Consider the following 21,047-nt stretch of genomic DNA (forward strand, 5'->3'; position numbering starts at 1 on the left):
CGGGGTGGAGCAGCCCGGTAGCTCGTCAGGCTCATAACCTGAAGGCCGCAGGTTCAAATCCTGCCCCCGCATCCAAAATTCTTCGAGAAATCAGCCGCTTAAGGACCTCCCGCACGGGGGGCTTTTGCGTTTATCGTCCGTGTCAACACTGTGTCAACAGAACCCCGACGCCGCATGTCAACGAATCGCGCGGAGTCGCAGTGACCGAACTCTCCGCTTGTACGAGGCGCGCCCGCGAGCCTGATAGTCCCCGACACCACCACGGGAGACCACCCCATGCCCAAGACCAACGACGCCGCGCTCTCAGTCTTCATCGCGCGCAAGGCCGAGATCGACGCGGCCCTCGACCGAATCCGCGCCGCTAGCGACGACCACTTCCTCGCAAGCCCCGAGGACGTCCATTGGGTCCACGTCACGGCCCTCGCTGATCACGCGATGCTGTTGAAGCACCTCACGGATGCGATCTACGCCGAGGGGGAACACGTCCCATGGCGCGGTGCCGAAGCATCATGGGCCCTCATGGGCGCTGCACATCGCGAAACAGCCCGGCCAGCCCCTCGGCAAAAGGATCGAGCTCTGCGGCACGGTCCTTCGCCCAATCAAGCCACTCGGTGGTCGTCTTCTCCCCGATGGCATGATCCCCTTCGGATGCCAGCCGCGCTTCAAGCTCAGTGATGAATGCATTGAGAAGCTTCTTCTCCTGCCAGTTCGTCGCCGCAGACCGGAAGCGACTCCAGCGTGCGTCATCGATCTCCTTGAGCCGCCGCAACTCCCACCAGCGCCTCTCCTGCTCCTCATAGCGAGGGCGGTCCTCTTCGCGCTTGCGCTCCCACTCGATCATGTGCGGAACGCTCGACACGACCGTTTCCACGATTGCCGGGATCAACTGCGAGAACGGCTTCCTCGGGCTCTCGATCCACTGCGGCTGCTCGCCCGGAAGCCAGGTGCTGATCTGCGCCCGGAGGAATCCCGACGAGGTCAGCCCTAAATTGTGGTGATGCGGATAGGCCGTCCACTTTGCGGCCTCACCTTCCGGTCGCTTGATCGGTCGAGACATCTTCTCCTTCACCATGCACTCGATGTCCCGCCCCCCGACGGTGAAGGTCAGCTTGCCGTGAATGTCGGCCTCCTTCACGCGCCCGTCCGCCGCCTCGATGGCGCGGCAGAGCGTGCTGCTGGCGCGGAAGCGATACAGATCGCGCGGTGTGAGATCGTCCAGTAGGGACTCGCCCCAGGACCAGATGTCGTTACTCCGTCGCCGGTTCTCCTGCGCACGCTCCTTCTGCTCTCGCTTGTGCTCTGCGATCCACGCCTTGATCTTCGGATGCAGCCCGTCCAGCGGATCCAGCCCATCGTCCTTCTCGGTCTCTTTGGCGTCCGGGACGAACGGAGGTTTAGGTGCGCGTGCCTCTTGCGGTAGCGACACCGCCGAAGGCCTCTTTGATGCTACGGTGGTCGGTCGAGGCGCGCGCGATGTTCGAGGAGCGGTCTCCTTTATTGCAACCACTTCCTCCGCGGGCAACGGCGTTGGCGCAGGGGCCCGGCCGACAGCCTTCTTCTGCCAATATCCCGGAGGCGGATAAGGCACCTGGCGCTTGTCGCAGAGCTTGGCGAGACGCGGGCCGTCGATGCCGAGTTCCGGGCCGACACTATTGAGCGGCCGTTCCCATACGCGCGCATAGAGCTCCTCGCGGGAGAGGTCCTTTGCCGTTCGTGTCGTCCCACCGTCCATGAAAAGCCCCGAAAGATTCGTCTTCCGGGCTCAGAGTAGGATCGAGGAATGGCAGCCGAAACTGATAATGCGAACGCGTTGCAGCCGCCAACGCGATTTGCCGTATCACGCCGCCGCCGTTGCCACACCATCCAGCCGCACTGCGACGCTGGTGACGCCGCTGCCTGCCGCCTTGACGGCGACGCCGATGGGGAAGCGCCCGGCCGCCGGGGTGGTCACTTCGTCCGTTGCGTTGTCCCACGCCACGCGCGTGCCGACGCTCAGCGCCGCGGCGCTGGCCTTCGGCAACTGGAATACGCCGGTTGTGGAGAGCTCGACCGGGTAGCCCGCGGCCGAGGAATAGGCGGCGATGCCGAAGATGCTGCCGACGATCAGCGGGTCGCCCGAGGCTATGCCGGCGGGCGTCGTGACGCGGACGATGTGGCCGTTCTGGAGGTAGTTCTTAATGTCAGAGCCCTTTCGAGGATTGGATGCGGACGACCGAGATGCGGTGGGTCGCCTCTGCGATCTGCCGGTTAAGGTCAGCGAGCGCGGCGACCATCTCGCCGTCGCCCGCGTGGGTGACGCGCTTGCCGTCGTATTCGACGGTGCGGACGCCCCGGTAGCGCGCGGCCATCAGGGCGTCCCGCCAGGCGGTGAGCTGGGCGAGGTCGGCCACGCTCACGCGCCCGCGTTCATGAACCAGCCCCGATGATCGATGAAGCCCGCCCCGAAATCGAGGATCACCCGGATCTCCACGCCGTCCACGTCCCAGCCTGAGCGGCTCTCGACCTGCGGGCCCTCCGCGCCCGAGAGATAGGCGAACTCCAGCCCGTCGATCTCGCCGGGATCGGCGGTGACGTACCAGCGCGTCGCGCTGGACAGCCGCGGCTCGACCACCAGCGAGAGCGACCCGGAGAACGGGTTCACATCGGCGGCCGTGGCAGGCGCGATGGACGCCAGCCACTTCTCGGCCGTGGTCTCCAGCGCGGGCGGCACCAGCAGGTTGCGGGGCGTCACGCGGATCGTGCGATCCTCGATGCCCTTCTGCGTGCGCAGCGCCAGCCGGGGCGGCCGAGAGCGTCGTGTCGGAGATCGCCGCCCCGGTGCCCGCCTTGTTGCCGTGATCGGCGTGGAACAAGGTCTTGCCGTCCGACAGGGTCGGGCTGTTGCCGCTGCCCGCCTTGAGGAGGGTGACGAGGATCCGCGCCTCGGTCTCGGCCGCGGCTTGGCCCATGCGGCGTGCGAGGTCCGCGAAGGCGTCAAGGTCGTCGTTCACCAGCACCTGCCGGGTGACGCCGATCTTCCGCGCCCAGGTCTCGACCTTGTAGGCCTCCCGCGCCTCGGCCATCGTCCCGGCCTTGATCTCGCCGTGCTCGTTGAGTGTTGATTTCCACGCGGAATTGACCCTGGATTTCCGTCGAGAATTGACCCACCTATGAGTTATGCGGCTTGGTTCATGATTCAAGGTATGAGGATTTCCCTTTCTCTTGCCGGATGCAGCGGCAGTGCTGGCCTTGAAACGAAAGCTGTCATTTCCGGTTTCGACGATGTGACAGCGATGTGTCAGGCGGTCGAGCAAGGCGGAGGTCATCTTGGCGTCGCCAAAGACGGTGGCCCATTCCCTGAAACTGAGATTGGTGGTTATGATGACGCTGGTCCGCTCGTAGAGTTTGCTGAGCAGGTGGAATAGCAGCGCACCGCCAGATGCGCTGAAAGGCAGGTACCCGAGTTCGTCCAGGATCACGAGATCCAGACGTGTCATGGCTTCAGCCAACTGCCCGGCTTTTCCCTTGGCCTTCTCCTGCTCGAGCGCGTTGACGAGTTCGATGGTCGATATGAACCGGACTTTACGACGATGATGTTCGATGGCCTGGATGGCGATAGCCGTTGCGATGTGGGTTTTTCCGGTACCGGGCCACCGATCAACACGACATTCTGCGCGCCGTCGATGAACGCGCAGCTGCGGAGCTGGCGTACCGTGGCCTCGTTGATATCGCTGGCCTGGAAATCGAAACCCGCCAGATCCTTGTAGGCTGGGAACCGTGCGGCTTTCATGTGGTAGGCGATGGAACGCACCTCCCGTTCCGCCATCTCGGCCTTCAGCAGCTGCATCAGGATGGGGATGGCGGCCTCACAGGCGGGAGCCGCCCTGCTCGATGAGATCGGTGACGGCCTGCGCCAAACCATACATCTTGAGGCTTCGCAGCATGATGACGATGGCAGCACTGGCGGGGTCATGACGCATGACGGCCTCCGGTGCTGCGGGCGCGCAGGTCATCATAGCGTTCGACATTGGCCTTGGGTTCATGGCGCAGGAGCAGGGTCTGCGGTGTGCTGATGGTCGCCCGTCGGTCGGCTTGCCATCGATCAGGCGATGCAGGATGTTCAGGACATGGGTTTTGGTTGCCACGCCGTCGGACAGGGCCAGTTCGACCGCGGCCAGCACCGCCTGCTCGTCGTGCTGCAGGACCAGGGCCAGGATATCGACCATATCGCGATCTCCTGTCGTCTGCTGCTCGCGTTGGCGCTCCGCGCGCCATTCACGGGCAAAGGCCGCAACCCGGTTATAAGAACCGGAGAACCCCAGCGCGATCAGATCGGCGTGCATATGTTTCAAGGTTCGGCGCTGCTTGCGCGATGTGGAGGCCTCGGCCTTGAGCCAGGCTGCCAACTTGTCGGCGAACGGGTCCAGCTTGCTGGGTCGCTCCGGCACCGAAAACTTCGGCTCGATCGTCCAGGCGTTCAAATACTTCTTGATGGTATTTCGCGACAGACCGGTCCGACGCGCGATCTCCCGGATCGCCACCTTCTCACGCAAGGCTAAACGGCGGATGACATTCAAAAGTCCCATGTGGATCACTCCAGTGCCCCCCGTCGCCCAACGCGAAGGGGGAACGGTCACATGGGTCAATTCTCAATGGAAAGAAGCCGCCTTCCCGGGTCAGTTCCGCGTGGAAGTCAACACCCCTACTTCGTCGTATTTTGTCTCAATCAATGCGCCGCCGCGGGCTTTGCTGCTGAAATGGGAACAAATGAGGCTGCCCGGTTCAGGCTCTTGTATCTCCAATGGATCACCGTCATTTACCGTCCTTAATTCCCCGGCTTCTCTGGTCCGGCAGATAATATTTTGGTGCTTGATGTACCCGATCCGGGAACCAGGGCCGAAGAAACTCTCAGCGGAGGTCACGACGGCGTAGCCGGCAAGGGTATAGGCAGAAACAGCGTTTGCCAGACGAGTCCGGAATGCGCCTTCAACGCCCTTGTTCAAGGGGTGCCAACACGAAAGTGCGTTTTATCTACCGTTCGTGAGAACAAATCGGCGTTGCCCCGTTCAGCGGCTGCTGACGATACGACGGATAACCCCTGTTGAGGGGGTATCAGCACAGCTTCCAATCCGACAGGCTTTGTCGCACAGAATTTCGCGGGTATTGATGTCGCTAGTAGGCTTTGAACCGGGCCTGTCGGAAAACACATGATTTCCGACAGATTGGCCCGCCAGTTCTGCCTATGTTCGGCGGAACGGTACATAAAACGCACTTTCGTGTTGTGCCCCCGGGACGATGGGGATCACCCCGAAGGGCGCGTGGGCACCCTGTCGCCACCGACATCAATGCCGCGTTGCTTCCGGCGAATTTCCGTGGCGCGGCCCGCATTCATATCCGTGATGGGTCGAATTTATTCATTCAATTTCAAACTTGCCTGCCGCTGTGTTGATTGTGGGGTCGGTGAAGCGACCCCCGAAAGAACGGGGGCGGTCAGGGGAGGCAAATTGACGCGGACATACCGGCACCACGCCGCACCCGATCCGGCCTGACGGCCCGACAGCAAGAAGCAGATTTCAACCGACGTGGCCGGACACATCCTGGCCGCGAATAACGGAATGCGCCCGCATCGGCGGGCCATGAGGGAGGGTTCCCATGCGGCACCTGTTCAGCAATGTCTGGATTTTCGACGGCACCGGTGCCGACCGCTTCCGCGGCGAGGTGATGGTGGAGGGCGGGCGCATCACCGCCGTGGCCCGGCTGGGCCGCGACCCGGAACTGCCGCGTGACGGCGCCACGGCTGTGGATGGCAAGGGCGGCACCCTGATGCCGGGCCTGGTGGAGGCACATGGGCATTTGACCTGGCCGTCATCGGTGGAGCGGATCATCCACCGGTTCGAACTGCCACCGGAGGAAATGACGCTCGCCGCTGCGCGCAATGCCCGCGTCCTGCTGGACCATGGTTTCACCAGCGTCTATTCCGCCGGCGCCCTGGGTGAGCGGGTGGAGGTGGTACTGCGCGATGATATCCGCGACGGCCATCTGCCCGGCCCCCGGCTGCGTGCATCGACCATCGAACGCAGCCCGCCCGGCAGCGACGGGGTGGAGACCGGTCATATCGACCATGGGCGCGGGCCTGACGCCATGCGCAGCTTCATCGACCATTGCAAGGGCCTAGGCATCGACAGCGTGAAATTGCTGCTGTCGGGGGAGGATGCGCTGCTGCCCGGATCGTCGCAGCATATCCTTTATACCGATGCGGAAGTGGCGGCGGCGTGTCAGCGGGCACGGGAGCAGGGTCTGTGGGTGAATGCCCATACCCAGGCATCGGACGCGGTGAAGATGGGCCTGCGCCATGGCGTGCGCGTCCTCTACCACTGCACCTATGCCGACGAAGAGGCCGTGGACATGTTGGAGGCAGCGAAGGCCGACATCTTCATGGCGCCCGCCATCGGCATCATCGTCGCCACCCTGGAGGCCAAGCCGCCGCCCCATATCGACATGGGTGCGATGAAGGAGAGTGCCAAGCCGGTGATCGAACGCGCCACGCGCCTGATCCCGGAACTGAAGAGGCGCGGCGTGCGGGTGCTGCCGGGCGGCGATTACGGTTTCCCCTTCAATCCCAACGGTCGCAACGGTCGTGACCTGGAGCATTTCGTCACCCTGTTCGGCTATAGCCCGGCGGAGGCACTGGCCGCCGCCACGGGGTTGGGCGGGCAGATCATGGATCTGCCCGTGGGGCTGGTGCGGGAAGGGTATCTGGCCGACCTGCTGCTGGTCGCCGGCGATCCCACCGCCGATGTCGGCATCCTGCAGAACAAACGTAACCTGTTGGCCATCATGCAGGACGGCCGTTTCCACAAGGCACCGGCGGTGGCGGTATGAGGACGGAAAGCCTGGTCTTCGGTAGCCATCCGGGTGGTGACCTGACCGGGGACCTTTGGCGCCCGGACGGGCCGGGTCCGCACCCCGTGCTGGTGGCCGTGCCCGGTGGCGCCTGGCTACGCGGCGACAAGGCCGCACTGGGCCGCTGGGGCCGGTATCTCGCGGCCTTTGGCATCGCGCTGTTCGCCACCGATTACCGCCGCGCCGTTGCCGGGCCGGTCTTTCCCGGTAATGCGCACGACGTGCGCGCCGCCCTGTGCTTTATCGCCGCGAAGGCAGGGGAACTGGGACTGGATGGCAACCGCATCGCCATCCTGGGCGCCTCGGCTGGGGCACATCTGGCATCCCTGGTGGCGCTGGCCGGCGACCGGGTGCCGGTGAGGGCGGAAGGGGATGGGCCGTTGCCTTCCTTGCGGGCGCTGGTCGGCATCTATGGCGTCTATGACCTGTTCAGCCATTGGCAGGCCGATCTGGCCGGCAATGCCGGGCCGGGCAAGGATGCGGCTGCGCGCATGCTGGGCGCCGACCCCTATGACGATCCTGACCTTTATGCCGCTGCCTCGCCTCTGCGGCAGGTGCGGCGCATGGGCAATGCACTGCCCGTCCTGCTGGCCTGGGGCACGCACGATACCGATGTGCTGCCGGGTCAGAGCGAGGGGATGCTCACCGCCCTGCGCCAGGCCGGTTTTCCTGTGCGTGGCCGGCCCGTGCTTGGGGCAACCCATTACTGGTTCAGCGAGCAGGACCCGACCGAGGAGGGCAGCTTCAGCGCCCAACTAGCCCCGGATCTGCTGCGTTTCCTGAGACTGCATCTTGTCGGAGGACGGTAATGGAATTCGACGTCGCTATCATCGGCTGCGGCCCCGTGGGGGCGCTGGCGGCCAATCTGCTGGGCCGGCGGGGTATCCACACCCTGGTGGTGGAACAGTCGGCCAGCCCGCATCCATTGCCGCGCGCCGTCCACATCGATCACGAAATGGTCCGTCTTTTCCAGGACGTTGATCTGACCGAGACGATCCTGCCCCTGATGCGCGACACGGATGGGCACCTGCATGTCGGGGCCGATGGCGGGGTCATCCGCTATATGGGCACGGCAGGACAGGCACGGCCCTTCGGCTGGTCCAACGATTATTTCTTCTACCAGCCAGACTTGGAAGGCGCCCTGCGTGCCGGCCTGTCGCGGTTCGACCATGTGCAACTGCGCCTGGGCTGCCGTCTGACGGGGCTGGTGCAGGCGGGTGGCCAAGCCGTCCTGACCCTGCTGGACGGTGAGGGGGAAAGCCACGTCGCTGTCCGCCATGTCATCGCCTGCGACGGCGCCAGTTCGCCGGTACGCAAACTGCTGGGTGTGCGGCTGGATGATCTGGAGTTCGATGAGCCCTGGCTGGTGGTGGACGCAGAGGTCGATGGTCCCCTGTCCTTCCCGCCCGTTACCGGACTGCCTGCACAAGCCGATCTGCAGCGCCTGTCGGTGATGATGTGCGACCCGTCGCGGCCCGCCACCATCGTGCCTGGGCCGCGCAACCTGCGCCGCTGGGAATTCATGCTGCTGCCGGGTGAGGATGATGGCGAGATGATGCGGTCTGACATCGTCGCCGACCTGTTGGAACCCTGGGTCCGGAATGTGCCGCATCGGATCGTGCGCGCAGCGACCTACCGGTTCCATGGGCTGGTGGCGGAGCGTTGGCGCGTGGGCAACGTCTTCCTGGCCGGTGACGCCGCGCACCAGACCCCACCCTTCTTCGGCCAAGGCATGTGCCATGGCTTCCGCGACGTGGCCAACCTTGCCTGGAAGCTGGATATGGTGCTGAAGGGCCGGGCGCCAGACGCGCTGCTGGATAGCTATCAGCCGGAACGTGAACCGCATGTGCGCAGCATCATCGGCGCTGCCGTGGCGGCGGGGCGCTATATCTGTGTGCTGGATCGCGACAAGGCGGCGGAGCGGGACCGCACCATCCGGGCGCAAATCGCGGGCGGTCCGCCGCGCACGGCGGCCGACCTGATCCCGGCCATCGCCGACGGTATCGTGCGGCCGGGCGCGGGCCAACGCTTTATCCAGCCACGCGTGACACTGGCCGGAGGCACGCCCCACCTGCTGGACGATCTCACCGGCGGCGGCTGGCGCTTGATCCTGGGAGACAGCGTTGCAGTCCCCCCCCTGCCTGCGGTGCCGAGCATAACGGCCTGGAGCTTTGGGCCACAAGGTATCAGCGATATCGACGGGGCACTGACCGGTTGGTTAGACCGGCACGGTGCGGTGGCGATATTGCTGCGACCGGATTTCTACATTTACGGCATGGCGGCTACAGCGGACGAATTGCCGGCGCTGTTGTCGCATCTGGCCCGCGACTTGGGCCTGAAGGACAAGGAGGGGGTGACATGGGCGGCCTGACCTATGCACACGCCGACATGATCATCCGCGCCGCGCTGGAACATGCGCGGGCCGTGGCCATGGCGCCGCTGGCGGTGACTGTCCTGGATGCCGGTGGCCATCCCGTGGCCCTGGCGCGCGAAGACGGCGCCACGCATTTCCGCGCGGAACTGGCGCGGGGCAAGGCGGCTGGTGCCGTCGGCATGGGCAGCGGTTCCCGCACGCTGGCCACACGGGCGGCCCGCAATCCAGCTTTCTTTGTGGCCCTGGGACAGTTGGTCCAAGGCGACATGGTGCCGGCGGCCGGCGGTGTGCTGATCCGCGATGCGGAAGGCACGGTCATCGGCGCGGTTGGCATCTCCGGCGACACGTCCGACCGGGATGAAGCTTGTGCCCTGGCCGGCATCGCCGCCGCGGGCCTGACGGCCGATCCCGGCGAATGAAAGGGGTTTGACCCATGGAACTGCGAAGCATCGAGTTGGAACTGCCTGACCCAGAGGAAGCGGCCCGCTTCCTGACCGGTATATGGGGCCTCGGCGAGGCCGGCGGGGACATCGACAGCTGCTATCTACGCGGATCGGGGGATCAGCCCTATTTGGTGGGGTTGCATCGCAGCGACCATCCGCTGGTCCGTTCCGTCACCTTCCTGGCGACGGTGGGTGAAGTTGAGGCCGTGCGCCTGCGGGCCGCCCAGCACGGCGTGGCGCTGGCGGAGGCGACGTCCACCGATCCCGGTGCTGGTGTTGGCATCGCGCTGGCCCTGCCGGACGGGGCGGTGATCCGCCTGCTGGCCGGTGCCAAGCGGGTGGAGCCGGTGGCGGGCGTGCCTGACCGCGCCGTGCGCCTGACTCATGTCGTGCTGAACGCCGTGGATGCGGAGGCAACGGCGCGTTTTGCCGAAGATATACTGGGTTTTCGCGTGTCAGACCGCACCAAGGGCATGGTCTTCGTGCGCTGCAACGCCTCGCACCATTCCATCGCCTTTGCCCGCGCCGGCTTCGCGTCCTTGAATCATATCGCATTCGAGATGGCCGACATGGATGCCGTCATGCGCGGTATCGGGCGGTTGCGCGATGTCGGCATGGTGCCGGCCTGGGGGCCAGGACGGCACGGGCCGGGGGCCAATATCTTCGCCTATTTCATCGCGCCGTTTGGCGCCGTTGTCGAATTCTCCACCGCCGTGGAGATCGTGGATGACGATTACCAGACCGGCACGCCCGACGATTGGATCTGGCCGCCCAACCGCATCGACCAATGGGGCATCTCCGGCAAGGACATGGCGGCATTGGGGGCGGCGGAACGCGTCTTCCGCTTCCGGCGCGGCTGATAGGAGCAGGCAACCATGCGTTTGATCAGTTTTCTTCATGATGGCAAATCCGGTTTCGGCGCCCTTTCCGGTGACCGGATCGCGGATTTCAGCGCCCAGGCGCCCGACCTGAAATCGGCCCTTGCCGCCGGCATCCTGGCCGATCTGACGGGCGTGGAACCGACGATCCCGCTATCGGCGGTTACCTTGCTGCCGCCTATCCCCAGTCCGGGCAAGATCCTGTGCGTCGGGCATAATTACGAAACACACCGGCAGGAGACGGGCCGGGCCAAGGTGGCCAACCCGTCGATCTTCACCCGCTTTGCCGACACGCTGGTCGCATCGGGCCAGCCTATCCTGCGCCCGCGCCATTCCACGCACCTGGATTTCGAGGGCGAGTTGGCGGTGGTGATCGGTCGGGGCGGGCGCGACATCGCCGTGGCGGATGCGCTGTCGCACGTTGCCGGCTATGCTTGCTTCAACGATGCCTCGGTGCGCGATTGGCAATGGCACACGCAGCAATTCACCCCGGGCAAGAACTTTCCCGGCACGGGAGGCTTCGGCCCCGTGCTGGTGACGGCGGATGACGTACCGGACTATCGCGCCCTGACCGTGACCACGCGTCTGAACGGTCAGGTGGTCCAGAGCCAGCCGACGGCGGAGATGATTTTCTCCATCCCCACCATCATCGCCTACATCTCCGCCTTCACGCCTTTATCGCCGGGCGATGTCATCGCCACGGGCACGCCGGGCGGGGTGGGGGCCAAGCGCGAACCGCCGCTGTGGATGAAGCCGGGCGATGTGGTGGAAGTGGATATTCCGGGCATTGGCCTGTTGTCCAACCCCATTGCCGATGTCGCTTGAACAACCAACGATAAAGCAGGGAGGATCAGCCATGTTGACCAATGATCACATCGGACGCCGCACGCTGCTGGCCGGCCTGTCGGCAGGGGCCGCCCTGGCCGCATTACCGGGCCGGGCGGCGAAGGTAGCGTTTCCAAAGGATTTCCTCTGGGGTGCCGCCATTTCCGGGCACCAGACGGAGGGCGACAACAGCAACAGCGACATCTGGCACCTGGAGCAGCTGTCCCCCGGTCCGTTTTCGGAAAAGTCGGGCAAGGCCTGCGACTTCCTGAACCTCTATGCCCAGGATATGGACCTGGCATCGAAGCTAGGCTTCAACGCCTTCCGCTTCTCCCTGGAATGGTCGCGGATCGAGCCGGAGGAGGGCCGGTTCGACGCCAAGGCGCTGGACCATTACCGTCGTGTGGCCGCCACCTGCCGCGAGAAAGGCCTGGCACCGGCCATCAGCTTCAACCATTTCACCACGCCCCTGTGGTTTGCCAAGCAGGGTGGATGGGAAGTGGCGGGGTCGGGCGATAAATTCGCCCGTTTCTGCGCAGCAGCGGTGAAGGCGGTGGGCGAGTTCGCCCACATCGCCACCACTCTGAACGAACCCAACCTGGGCCGGTTGCTGCGCGTCATCCTGCCCCCGCCCATCTTGGCCGACATGGGCACGGCCATGCAGGGTGCCGCCACCCTGGCCGGTTCCGCCCGTTTCTCCGCCGCCCAGTTCGGCGACCAGGACGCCATGCTGCCCAACCTGCTGGAAGGCCACCGCAAGGGTGCCGCCGCCATCAAGGCCGGGCCGGGCAGTTTCCCCGTGGGCGTGTCCCTGGCCATCGTCGATGATCAGGCCGTGGGTGTTGGGAGCCAGCGTGACGCGGTGCGATCCTATCTGAACGACGCCTGGCTGGACGCAGCCAAAGCTGATGATTTCGTGGGCGTGCAGACCTACGGTCGCAACCGCTTCGATGCCAAGGGCATTATGCACCCGCCGGAGGGCGTGGAACTGACCCAGATGGGGGAGGAATTCTATCCCCAGGCCCTGGGGGCCACCGTCCGCTATGCCCATGCCGTCACCGGCAAGCCGGTCTATGTCACGGAGAATGGTATCGCAACCGAGGACGATACCCGCCGCATCGCCTATATCGACACCGCCGTGGCGGCGCTGCGCGACTGCGTGCGCGACGGCGTGCCGGTGAAGGGCTATCTGCACTGGTCGTTCCTGGATAATTACGAATGGATTTTCGGATACCGCCCCAAATTCGGGCTGGTCGCCGTGGATCGCACGACCCAGAAACGTACCCCCAAGCCCAGCGCCGCCTATCTGGGCGCCATCGCCAAGCGTAACGGTGCGGCGTGAGCGGGGGGATGCTGGCGCGGGAGGTGGCGGTCAGCATCGCCATCAACAGCGCCCTCAACCTCGGCTTCACCTGGCTGGCCTTCCACGGGGTTGAACAGGTGTCGGTCGATGCACTGGTGATCGATCTGATCCCGACCGCCTTCATGATCGCGCTGATGGGGTCGGTCGTGCCCAGCCTGATAAACCGCCGCCGCCTGTCGCCGCTTCCATCCGTGCGCTTCATCCTGTTGCGTGGGGTCGGGCTGGCGCTGCTGGCCGCCGCAGTGACGGTACCGCTGGCGGCCCTGCTGCTGCGCGGGATATCGGGGCTGGATTGGGCACAGGTGCTGTATCTGAAGCTGCCGCTGGGGGCGGTCATCGCCTTGGGTGTCACGACATGGTCGCTGCGCGACCTGGGGAGGAAAATCCATGCGTAAGGCATTGATCCTGCTGGCCGCCTGCCTGCTGTCCGGTACGTCGGCCCTGGCCGCCGACACGCTGCGCGACGGATTCCAGACCCCACCCGACAGTGCCAAGCCGCGCGTCTGGTGGCACTGGCTGGGCAACAATGTCACCGCCGACGGTATCGACAAGGATCTGGCCTGGATGCGCCGGGTGGGCATCGGTGGGTTCCAACTGTTCTCCGGTAATCTGGAAACCCCGCTGCTGGTGGACAAGCCGGTCGTGGTCTTCTCCCCCGAATGGCGGGCGATGGTTCGGCACGCGGCTGAACGGGCTGACGCGCTGGGCCTGGAAATGACCATGGCCGCCTCGGCGGGGTGGAGCGAGACGGGCGGCCCCTGGGTCAAGCCTGAGCAGGCCATGAAGAAGCTGGTCTGGAGCGAAACGGTCATCACCGGCGCCAAGCGCTTCCAGGGCCGCCTGCCATCCCCACCCACCGGCAATGGCCCGTTCCAGGACATGCCGATGCCGCCGGAACTGCGCCTGCCGCCCCCGCCGCCGGTCCCTGGCGCTCGTCCGCGCCCGCCGGCCACCGCACAGGGCACCAGCCCTTCCCATTATGCCGATGTGGCCGTGGTCGCCTATCGCCTGCCCGACGCGGTGGTACCGCTGGGCAGCCTGAAGCCCCGCATCAGCAGCAGTGCCGGCGATGCCGCCATCCTGAGCGACGGACGCTATGACGCGCCACTGCGGCTGGAGCAGAAGACGCCGGACGGGCAGTTGGCCTGGGTCGAATATACCTTCGACAAACCGGTATCATTGCCCGCCGTCACGCTGGCCGCCACCATCGAAGACCCGCTGAACGCCCTGTCGCCCAGCGGCGTGGTGGAGGTAGCGGACGAAAACGGCACTTTCCGCGATCTGGTGCGCGTCGCCCCTCAGGAACCGGTGGCCTTCCCCGCCGCCGCACCCGTGCGCACCGTGGCCTTGCCCGAGGCATCGTCGCGGCGTTGGCGCTTCCGGCTGGACCCGATCCCGCCGCAGGCCCTGGCCCTGCCGGGCATGCCGCAGCAGACCGTGCATGCCGTCACCGAACTGCGGTTCGAGACGGAGGCCATGGTCGATCGCTGGCAGGCCAAGGCCGCCTATGACACGATGCGATCCTATGACACCGGCCCGCAGCCGGTCCGCCCGGTGCCGGCGCGTGATCAGGTGGTGAACCTGACAGCCCGGATCGGCGCCGATGGCACCCTGGACTGGACCCCGCCACCCGGTCGCTGGCAGGTGCTGCGCATCGGTTATTCCCTGACTGGCGCCAAGAACCATCCCGCCGACCCGGAAGGAACCGGGTTCGAGGTGGACAAGCTGGACGCTGCTGCTGTCCGCGCCTATCTGGAGGGCTATCTGGGGCCTATCGATCAGGCGCTGGGCGATCTGCGCGGCGCCAAGGGCCTGAAGAACCTGCTGACCGACAGTTGGGAGGCGGGGCAGGCCAACTGGACCCCCGCCCTGCCGGCGGAATTCAAGCGCCGGCGCGGCTATGACCTGACGCCCTGGTTGCCGGTGCTGACAGGCCGTGTGGTCGGTTCCGCTGCCGACAGCGAGCGTTTCCTCTGGGATTTCCGCCGCACCATCGCCGATCTGCTGGCCGAGGCGCATTACAAGACCATCCGCGACTTCGCCCATGAAAAGGGCCTGGGCTATTACGGGGAGGCGATGGGGACGCGCCTGCCGACCACGGGCGACGGCCTGCTGAACAAGCGCTATACCGACATTCCGATGGGGGAGTTCTGGCAAATGCCGCCCGGCGCCCCCTCCGACCCGGCGCATACGTCCGATATCGCAGAGGCCGCGTCAGCCGCGCATTTCTATGGCCAGAATCTGGTGGCGGCGGAGGCGTTCACCGCCTTGCCCTTCATGCCGCCCTTCACGGCGACACCGGCGGCGTTGAAGCCGTTCGCCGACCGGTTCCTGGCGCGCGGGGTGAACCGCTTCGTCATTCATACGTCGGTTCATCAGCCGTCGGATGACCTGCGCCCCGGCATCACGCTGGGGCCGTTCGGGCAATATTTTACCCGTCATGAAACCTGGGCGGAACAGGCGGGTGCCTGGATGTCCTATCTGTCCCGTTCCTCATACCTGCAACAGCAGGGCCGCCATGTCGCCGACATCGCCTGGTTCGTGGGGGAGGGCGGGGCGATTTCCGCCCCCGATCCCGACCGCCTGTCGCCGGCCCTACCCAAAGGTTACCGCCTGGATTTCGTGGCCCGTGACGCAGTGACGGAACTGCTGTCGGTCAAGGACGGGCATTTGCTGGCACCATCGGGTGTCGCCTATCGGCTGCTGGTGGTGCCGCCCGATGCCAGGAGTGGCGATTTGAAACTGTCGCTGGCCGTCCTGAGGCGCCTGCGCGACCTGCTGAACCAGGGGGCTGCCGTGCTGGCGCCAAGGCCCACGGGCAGCACGAGCCTGTCGGACGATCCGGCCCAGGTGGCGGCGCTGATCGGCGAACTGTGGGGCGTCGACACCCCGATCCCGCGTTCCATTGGCAAGGGCCGGCTTTATCCCGCCCCCGACATCGCCGCTGCCCTGGCCGACCGAGGCGTGGCGCCGGACCTGACGATGGCCGGTGCGATGGATGCCGACATCGTCTGGTCGCACCGCCGTACCGATGATGCCGACATCTGGTTCGTCGCTAATCAGAAGGACCGAGCGGAAAGCGTCACCCTGTCGCTGCGCGGCGATGGCCGCGATGTCAGCCTCTGGCATGCCGACAGCGGCGCCGTCGAGCCCGCCCCTTTCCGCCAGGAGGCAGGGCGGACGTCCGTCCCGCTGACCCTGAGCCCGAACCAGGCCATCTTCATCGTGCAGCGTGGTTCGGCACCGGCCACGGCCCGTGACGTGGCGACCCCAGTGGAGGCGGAGAGCTTGGCGCTGTCGGGTGTCTGGACCTTGTTCTTCCCCAAGGGTCAGGCGATGCCGGACAGCGTCCCTCTTCCCAAATTGGGCTTGTGGAACGACATGTCCGACCCGGCTGTCCGGCATTTCTCCGGCACCGCCACCTATGCGACAGAGGTCAAACTCCCCGCCGCCTGGGCGGGCAAGCCGGTCTGGATCGATCTGGGGGCCGTGCATGAGGTGGCGACCGTGCGGGTGAACGGCACTGAGGCAGGCATTGCCTGGAAGCAACCCTACCGCATCGATGTCGGCCCGTTGCTGAAGGCCGGCACCAACAAGCTGGAGGTGGCGGTCAGCAATCTCTGGCCCAACCGCATCGTGGGCGACGCGGGCGGCGCAGGGGGTGTCCGTGTCACCACCAACACCCATCCCCTGCTGCATCCCGACACCAAGGCACGCTTACTGCCGTCCGGCCTGGCTGGTCCCGTGCGGCTGGTCCGCATGGAATTGCCGGGCGGGAACGGTTAGGCTGGCGGCAAGGACAAGAATGCCACAGGGTGGAAAATGCGTTTCAACCGGCTTGACCTGAACCTGTTGGTCATTCTCGACAAACTGCTGGCGGAAGAAAGCGTCAGCAGGGTGGCGCAGCAGTTGAACATGACGCAATCCGCCGTCAGCAACGCACTGCGCCGCTTGCGCGAATATTTCGATGACGAACTGTTCGTGCAGGTGGGGCGCCGCATGGTGCCGACCCCATTCGCGGAGATGCTGGGCGCCCAGGTTCGCGATACGCTGGTGGAGTTGGAACGCATCTCCACCAGCCGCGCGGGGTTCGAACCCGCGACGGAGGAGCGCAACTTCACCGTCATCACGTCCGATTATGCCTTTCTGGTCTTCGTGGCAGAGGTGGTGCGCCGCCTGCGCGAACGCGCCCCCGGTATCCGCATCCGCACCGTGCTGACTACGGAGAACGCGGCCGAACATCTGCGCCAGGGCGTGGCCGATTTCCTGATCGTGCCGGAGAAGCGTACGGTGGAGGAATATCCGCGTGAGCCGCTGTTCAAGGATGATTTCGTCTGCGTCTGCTGGCAGGACAATCCCAAAATCGGCGACAGCATCGCCTTGGAGCAATATCTGAACCTTGAACATGTCGGCACCAGCATGGGGCCGACCAAGGTGCCACATATCGATGACGAATTGCTGGCCGGGCGCGGTTTCCGGCGTAACATCACCGTCTATGCCCCCAATTTCACCCTGGTGGCCGATGCCGTGGTCGGCACCGACCGCATCGCCACCATGCACCGGCGGTCCGCCAATATCTGGGCCAAGCGGCTGCCGCTGCGCCTGCTGGAACTGCCGATCCAACTGGGCGGCTTTACCCAGATGCTGCAATGGCACAAGCACCGGTCGTCCGATCCCGGCATGGCCTGGATGCGCACCTTCATGCGCGATGTGGCGGCGGGCATGGATCAGTCAGTGAAATAAATCACGCCATTCCATCCATCATTTTGCGAAATACACATGATGTTGAATGAAAATGAACGGTTGGGATGGCCCTCTGCTATTGATGGGATGTGAAAAGATTGGGTGACAGCGCCGTTCCCCGGAACGGACGCCACCGGCAGGAACCCGGTAAACGGGCCGCCCAAGGGGAGGAACAACATGATCCGGTCGTTGGCATCGATCAGGCGCGCCTGACGCACTCGTCCATCACCTGAAATTCCGGCAAGCCTCTCCCCGATCCGTCCGCTTTGCCGGTCGGAAACGGCCCCGGCTTGGCCCGTAAACAAAATCAAAAGGGAGGTCTTTGACCATGAACAAGCTTGTCCATTCGCCGCTGCATGCCGGCGCCGCCTTCATCGCCTTGCTGGCCGGCCTGGTCCCGGTGGCCGCCGCCCAGGAAGCGTTCACGCTGGAGGAGATCGTCGTCACCGCGTCCCGCCGGCAGGAACGGCTGCAGGAAGTGCCACTGGCCGTCACCGCCATCGGAGCCGAACAGTTAGCGGCGACAGGCATTAAGGACCTGACCGACATCCAGTACACCACGCCCGGCGTGCAGTTCGGCTCCACCCCCAACGACCAGGGGTTCCGTCTGCGCGGCGTCGGCAATGCCGGCGGCTTCGCCAGCGCCTCGGAAAGTCCCGTGGGCACGGTGGTCGACGGTGTCGTCATCGGCTTCGGCAACCCGGTGGAAAGCCTGGGCGATATCGAACGGATCGAGGTGCTGAAGGGCCCGCAGGGCACGCAGTTCGGCAAGAACGCGTCCTCGGGCGTCATCTCCATCACCACCCGCCGGCCCGATGCGACGGCGGTGTCGGGCGACCTGTTCGCCTCCTACGCCTCGCTGGACGAGACGGATATCCATGGCAATCTGAACCTGCCGCTGGCCGATAATCTGGCCATGGCCGTCTATGCCTTCGACCGTCGCCATGATGGCTTCGTCAAGAATATCGTCCGCAACGAGATGTGGGGCGAAACCAAGCGTACCGGCGGCCGCGCCAAGCTGCTGTGGGATGTGAATGACAATTTCAGTGCCTATCTGATCGGCGATTATTCGCGCCGCAGCCAGAAGGGGCCGGGCCAGCTCTGGACCTTGAATAAAATTCCGGCCGGCGATCCGAAGTTCAACCCGCCGGGGGTGAACCTCGCAACGCTGGGCGTCACCCCGTCCTTCGACAATGAGCTGTCGGTGGAAAATGGCGGCGGGTTCGAAAAGGTGGAGAATTTCGGCTCGTCGCTGGAATTGGCCTGGGCGCTGGGCGATTACAGCCTGACCTCCCTGTCCGCCTGGCGCCGCCAGGACGAGAAGCCGGGCATCTACTCCATTGATGCTGGTCCCCTGCCGGTGTTCGAGGCGCGGCGCGTGGGCAATAACCGCTCGCTCATCTCCCAGGAAGTGCGCCTGACCTCCCCCTCGGGCGAGAGCCTGGAATATGTGACGGGCCTCTATCTTTTCCGCCAGAAGGTGACCAACGCCGGAGAGAGTGCCTTGCTGCGCCCGGCCCAACCCTTCGCCCCCGTCACCGTCTCGATCACCGCCGGCCTGTCCCAGGGGGAAACCACGACGGAAGGGGCGGCGGCATTTGCCGATGGCAAGCTGCGCCTGTCGGATGATTTCCGTCTGCTGGGCGGCTTGCGTTTCTCCAAGGATTGGGTGGAGGCCAGCAGCTTCTCCCAGATTGATCGGGCCCTGCCGACCGGTGTCGCGCCCTATGCCCCGCGGGCCCTGTCGGAAGGCAAGGTGACGGATGCCAGCATGTCAGGCCGGTTCGGCGGCGAATATACGCCGATGGAGGATGTGCTGCTGTTTGCCACATATGCTCACGGCTATCTGGGTCCCACCGTCACCTTCTCCGGCCTCAGCGGCACGCGGACGGAGGTGAACCCGCAGACCGTGGATGATTTCACCATCGGTGCCAAGACCACGCTGATGGAGGGCCGCCTGACCCTGAATGGCAACCTGTTCCACGACAAGTACAAGAATTTGCAGACCGCCGTGCTGCGCAATAACGAGTTCGTGACGGAGAATGCCGGCGGCCTGCGCACCAAGGGCTTCGAGATCGAAAGCAATTTGCAGGTGACACGCGAACTGCGCCTGAACGCGGCGCTGGCCTATTCCGACGCGGTCTTCACCGATTATCTGACCGCCTGTCCCAATTATATCCAGCAGCAGGGGGCGGCGGCCATTGCAGCACAGTGCAACGCGCCGGGTTCCACCGCCACCAACCGGCTGTACCAGGCCAAGGGCGATCCTTTGGCCAATGCGCCCAAACTTACCTACAATCTGGGCGTCGCCTATGAGCAGGATGTCTTCACCAATCTGGTGATGGACCTGTCGGCCAACTATGCGTGGCGGTCGAAGACCTTCAACGCCGTCGGCAACCCGGACACCAAACACCCCGCCTATGGTGTGTTCAACGCCGCCGTTGGCGTGTCGGACCTTGACGGCTCCTGGCGCGTCAGCCTGTTCGCCCGCAATCTGTTCGACGAGAATTTCAAAGCCGCCATCCTGGCCACGCCGTTCGCGAATGTCGGCAATTACGTGAACTGGAACGTGCGTGAAGGCCGGCGGACGCTGGGCATTTCCCTAGAAACCCACTTCTGATCCAGGGATGGACCCCGCAAGGGCGACGCGGATTATCCCAAACCCTGCCTGTCCTTCGCCTTTCAGGTCGATATCGAATTGGGGCCACCCTACCTCTACAGAGCTGTTCCCCGGTTACCGGACAGTTTTTGTTCGGCGTTAAGCTTGGCCCTGTTCAGTTCACGCCGCCAAACACAGTCTGTCCGGTCCTTGCCTGTATGCCTCGTCGGGTGTTTGTCTCCTGAGCGCGGAATGAGGGTGTTGGGTATTGTACAAGCCAGTTTGATAACGCCCACGGGATCGTGTTCCGTGAGGTGTATTATCCTTGGCATCCGTGGTTCGGTCAGTTGGTGGCGGTTCACTCGGTGGTGGAGAAGGCGCCCGGCCTTGTTTTCCGCTGCACATTGAATGGATTGGCTGCAACGCGCTGGCTGGAGATCCCGGCCTGGATGTTTGAGCGCACGTCCTGCCCCCTGGCGGCGACGCTGGCCGACCAGCCGTGGGTCGGTATCCCAACGCTTCTTTCCTTACAGGTTCTTTTGGCTTCGACGACGAAGGTGGTCGGGTCGGAACCGGGGTTTTCCAGGCTATCACTGACCTCTCGCAACATTTGTGGGAGGCAAAGCGGTGTCGACCAACACGAAAAGCCGGGCGCGCAGGGCGTTTGCACGGAACGGGAACGATCATCAGCCGGACCTGTTTGGCGATCGCCCCGGCCAGTTGCCGACGGGAACGCCGACTTGGTCGGACCTTCCCAGGGAAACGCAGGGAACGCTGACCCGGTTGATGGTGCGACTGATCCTGGAGCATGGGTTTCATCGCGGCGACCGCGCGCAACAGGAGGGCGGCCATGACCTCTGACAAGCTGCGCGCCCATCACCTGACCCGCAAGGCGTTGCTTTATGTTCGCCAGTCGTCGGCCCATCAGGTTCTGCACAAC

Annotated in this window: 19 protein-coding genes and 3 pseudogenes; 12 read left to right on the forward strand and 10 right to left on the reverse strand. The window is 64.8% G+C overall.

The window, feature by feature from the left end; genetic code table 11:
• Positions 1–517 precede the first annotated feature (517 nt).
• From ACT6Q8_RS25050 to ACT6Q8_RS25085, 8 genes and pseudogenes are all read right to left on the reverse strand, one after another.
• Entirely contained in the window at positions 518–1,732 is a 1,215-nt protein-coding gene (locus ACT6Q8_RS25050; RefSeq protein WP_444735258.1) for a hypothetical protein, read from the reverse strand.
• Positions 1,733–1,837: 105 nt separating this feature from the next.
• Complete coding sequence (locus ACT6Q8_RS25055; RefSeq protein ID WP_444739464.1) at positions 1,838–2,257, reverse strand: DUF2190 family protein; 420 nt, start codon at positions 2,255–2,257, stop codon at positions 1,838–1,840.
• Positions 2,181–2,396, reverse strand: a complete 216-nt coding sequence (locus tag ACT6Q8_RS25060; RefSeq protein WP_444739465.1) for a phage head-tail joining protein — start codon at positions 2,394–2,396, stop codon at positions 2,181–2,183. Before ACT6Q8_RS25060 ends, ACT6Q8_RS25055 begins: the two co-directional genes overlap by 77 nt.
• Positions 2,393–2,731 carry a phage major capsid protein gene (locus ACT6Q8_RS25065; protein WP_444735259.1) on the reverse strand — a complete coding sequence of 113 codons (339 nt, stop codon included), beginning with the start codon at positions 2,729–2,731 and terminating at the stop codon, positions 2,393–2,395. The genes ACT6Q8_RS25060 and ACT6Q8_RS25065 overlap by 4 nt, the downstream gene beginning before the upstream one ends.
• Positions 2,732–2,840: 109 nt before the next feature.
• Positions 2,841–3,062: pseudogene (locus tag ACT6Q8_RS25070) on the reverse strand (phage major capsid protein); the annotation flags it as partial.
• A 132-nt stretch (positions 3,063–3,194) separates the two neighbouring features.
• Positions 3,195–3,959: pseudogene (istB, locus tag ACT6Q8_RS25075) on the reverse strand (IS21-like element helper ATPase IstB); the annotation flags it as partial.
• A 255-nt stretch (positions 3,960–4,214) separates the two neighbouring features.
• A pseudogene (locus tag ACT6Q8_RS25080) lies at positions 4,215–4,565 on the reverse strand (helix-turn-helix domain-containing protein); the annotation flags it as partial.
• Between the two features lie 90 nt (positions 4,566–4,655).
• Positions 4,656–4,982 (reverse strand): hypothetical protein, encoded by a 327-nt coding sequence (locus tag ACT6Q8_RS25085; protein WP_444739461.1) that lies wholly within the window; start codon positions 4,980–4,982, stop codon positions 4,656–4,658.
• A 649-nt stretch (positions 4,983–5,631) separates the two neighbouring features.
• Between ACT6Q8_RS25085 and ACT6Q8_RS25090 the strand changes: the two genes are divergently transcribed.
• The 10 genes from ACT6Q8_RS25090 to ACT6Q8_RS25135 are packed head-to-tail and all read left to right on the forward strand — an operon-like array spanning position 5,632 to position 17,508.
• Positions 5,632–6,861, forward strand: coding sequence for an amidohydrolase family protein (locus ACT6Q8_RS25090; protein WP_054170552.1), 1,230 nt, complete (start codon positions 5,632–5,634; stop codon positions 6,859–6,861).
• Positions 6,858–7,691, forward strand: coding sequence for an alpha/beta hydrolase (locus ACT6Q8_RS25095; RefSeq protein WP_054170551.1), 834 nt, complete (start codon positions 6,858–6,860; stop codon positions 7,689–7,691). The genes ACT6Q8_RS25090 and ACT6Q8_RS25095 overlap by 4 nt, the downstream gene beginning before the upstream one ends.
• The gene (gene mhpA, locus ACT6Q8_RS25100; RefSeq protein ID WP_444735257.1) at positions 7,691–9,253 is read left to right on the forward strand and encodes a bifunctional 3-(3-hydroxy-phenyl)propionate/3-hydroxycinnamic acid hydroxylase MhpA; all 1,563 of its coding nucleotides are present in this window, start codon (positions 7,691–7,693) and stop codon (positions 9,251–9,253) included. The genes ACT6Q8_RS25095 and mhpA overlap by 1 nt, the downstream gene beginning before the upstream one ends.
• A complete protein-coding gene (locus ACT6Q8_RS25105) occupies positions 9,241–9,675 on the forward strand; it encodes a GlcG/HbpS family heme-binding protein (RefSeq protein WP_054170549.1) in 435 nt (144 codons plus the stop codon). Before mhpA ends, ACT6Q8_RS25105 begins: the two co-directional genes overlap by 13 nt.
• A gap of 14 nt (positions 9,676–9,689) precedes the next feature.
• Complete coding sequence (locus ACT6Q8_RS25110; RefSeq protein ID WP_444735256.1) at positions 9,690–10,559, forward strand: VOC family protein; 870 nt, start codon at positions 9,690–9,692, stop codon at positions 10,557–10,559.
• Between the two features lie 15 nt (positions 10,560–10,574).
• On the forward strand, positions 10,575–11,402 hold the full coding sequence (locus tag ACT6Q8_RS25115) for a fumarylacetoacetate hydrolase family protein (protein WP_444735255.1): 828 nt from the start codon (positions 10,575–10,577) through the stop codon (positions 11,400–11,402).
• A 31-nt stretch (positions 11,403–11,433) separates the two neighbouring features.
• Positions 11,434–12,744 (forward strand): glycoside hydrolase family 1 protein, encoded by a 1,311-nt coding sequence (locus tag ACT6Q8_RS25120; protein ID WP_444735254.1) that lies wholly within the window; start codon positions 11,434–11,436, stop codon positions 12,742–12,744.
• The gene (locus ACT6Q8_RS25125) at positions 12,741–13,160 is read left to right on the forward strand and encodes a hypothetical protein (protein ID WP_444735253.1); all 420 of its coding nucleotides are present in this window, start codon (positions 12,741–12,743) and stop codon (positions 13,158–13,160) included. The genes ACT6Q8_RS25120 and ACT6Q8_RS25125 overlap by 4 nt, the downstream gene beginning before the upstream one ends.
• Entirely contained in the window at positions 13,153–16,551 is a 3,399-nt protein-coding gene (locus ACT6Q8_RS25130; protein WP_444735252.1) for a glycosyl hydrolase, read from the forward strand. The genes ACT6Q8_RS25125 and ACT6Q8_RS25130 overlap by 8 nt, the downstream gene beginning before the upstream one ends.
• A gap of 36 nt (positions 16,552–16,587) precedes the next feature.
• On the forward strand, positions 16,588–17,508 hold the full coding sequence (locus tag ACT6Q8_RS25135; RefSeq protein WP_054170543.1) for a LysR family transcriptional regulator: 921 nt from the start codon (positions 16,588–16,590) through the stop codon (positions 17,506–17,508).
• Here ACT6Q8_RS25135 and ACT6Q8_RS25140 read toward each other — a convergent pair.
• Entirely contained in the window at positions 17,493–17,726 is a 234-nt protein-coding gene (locus tag ACT6Q8_RS25140) for a hypothetical protein (RefSeq protein WP_156344911.1), read from the reverse strand. The two genes, ACT6Q8_RS25135 and ACT6Q8_RS25140, sit on opposite strands and share 16 nt — an antisense overlap.
• Before the next feature lie 110 nt (positions 17,727–17,836).
• Here ACT6Q8_RS25140 and ACT6Q8_RS25145 point away from each other — a divergent pair, with 110 nt between their 5' ends.
• The gene (locus tag ACT6Q8_RS25145; protein WP_054170542.1) at positions 17,837–20,128 is read left to right on the forward strand and encodes a TonB-dependent receptor; all 2,292 of its coding nucleotides are present in this window, start codon (positions 17,837–17,839) and stop codon (positions 20,126–20,128) included.
• 337 nt (positions 20,129–20,465) lie between these two features.
• On the opposite strand, the gene ACT6Q8_RS25150 is transcribed toward ACT6Q8_RS25145, so the two are convergent.
• The gene (locus ACT6Q8_RS25150) at positions 20,466–20,717 is read right to left on the reverse strand and encodes a hypothetical protein (protein ID WP_444739462.1); all 252 of its coding nucleotides are present in this window, start codon (positions 20,715–20,717) and stop codon (positions 20,466–20,468) included.
• Positions 20,718–20,734: 17 nt separating this feature from the next.
• Between ACT6Q8_RS25150 and ACT6Q8_RS25155 the strand changes: the two genes are divergently transcribed.
• Entirely contained in the window at positions 20,735–20,968 is a 234-nt protein-coding gene (locus ACT6Q8_RS25155) for a hypothetical protein (RefSeq protein ID WP_444739463.1), read from the forward strand.
• Positions 20,969–21,047 lie beyond the last annotated feature (79 nt).

This window comes from Niveispirillum sp., from assembly GCF_052437035.1.
Lineage (GTDB): Bacteria > Pseudomonadota > Alphaproteobacteria > Azospirillales > Azospirillaceae > Niveispirillum.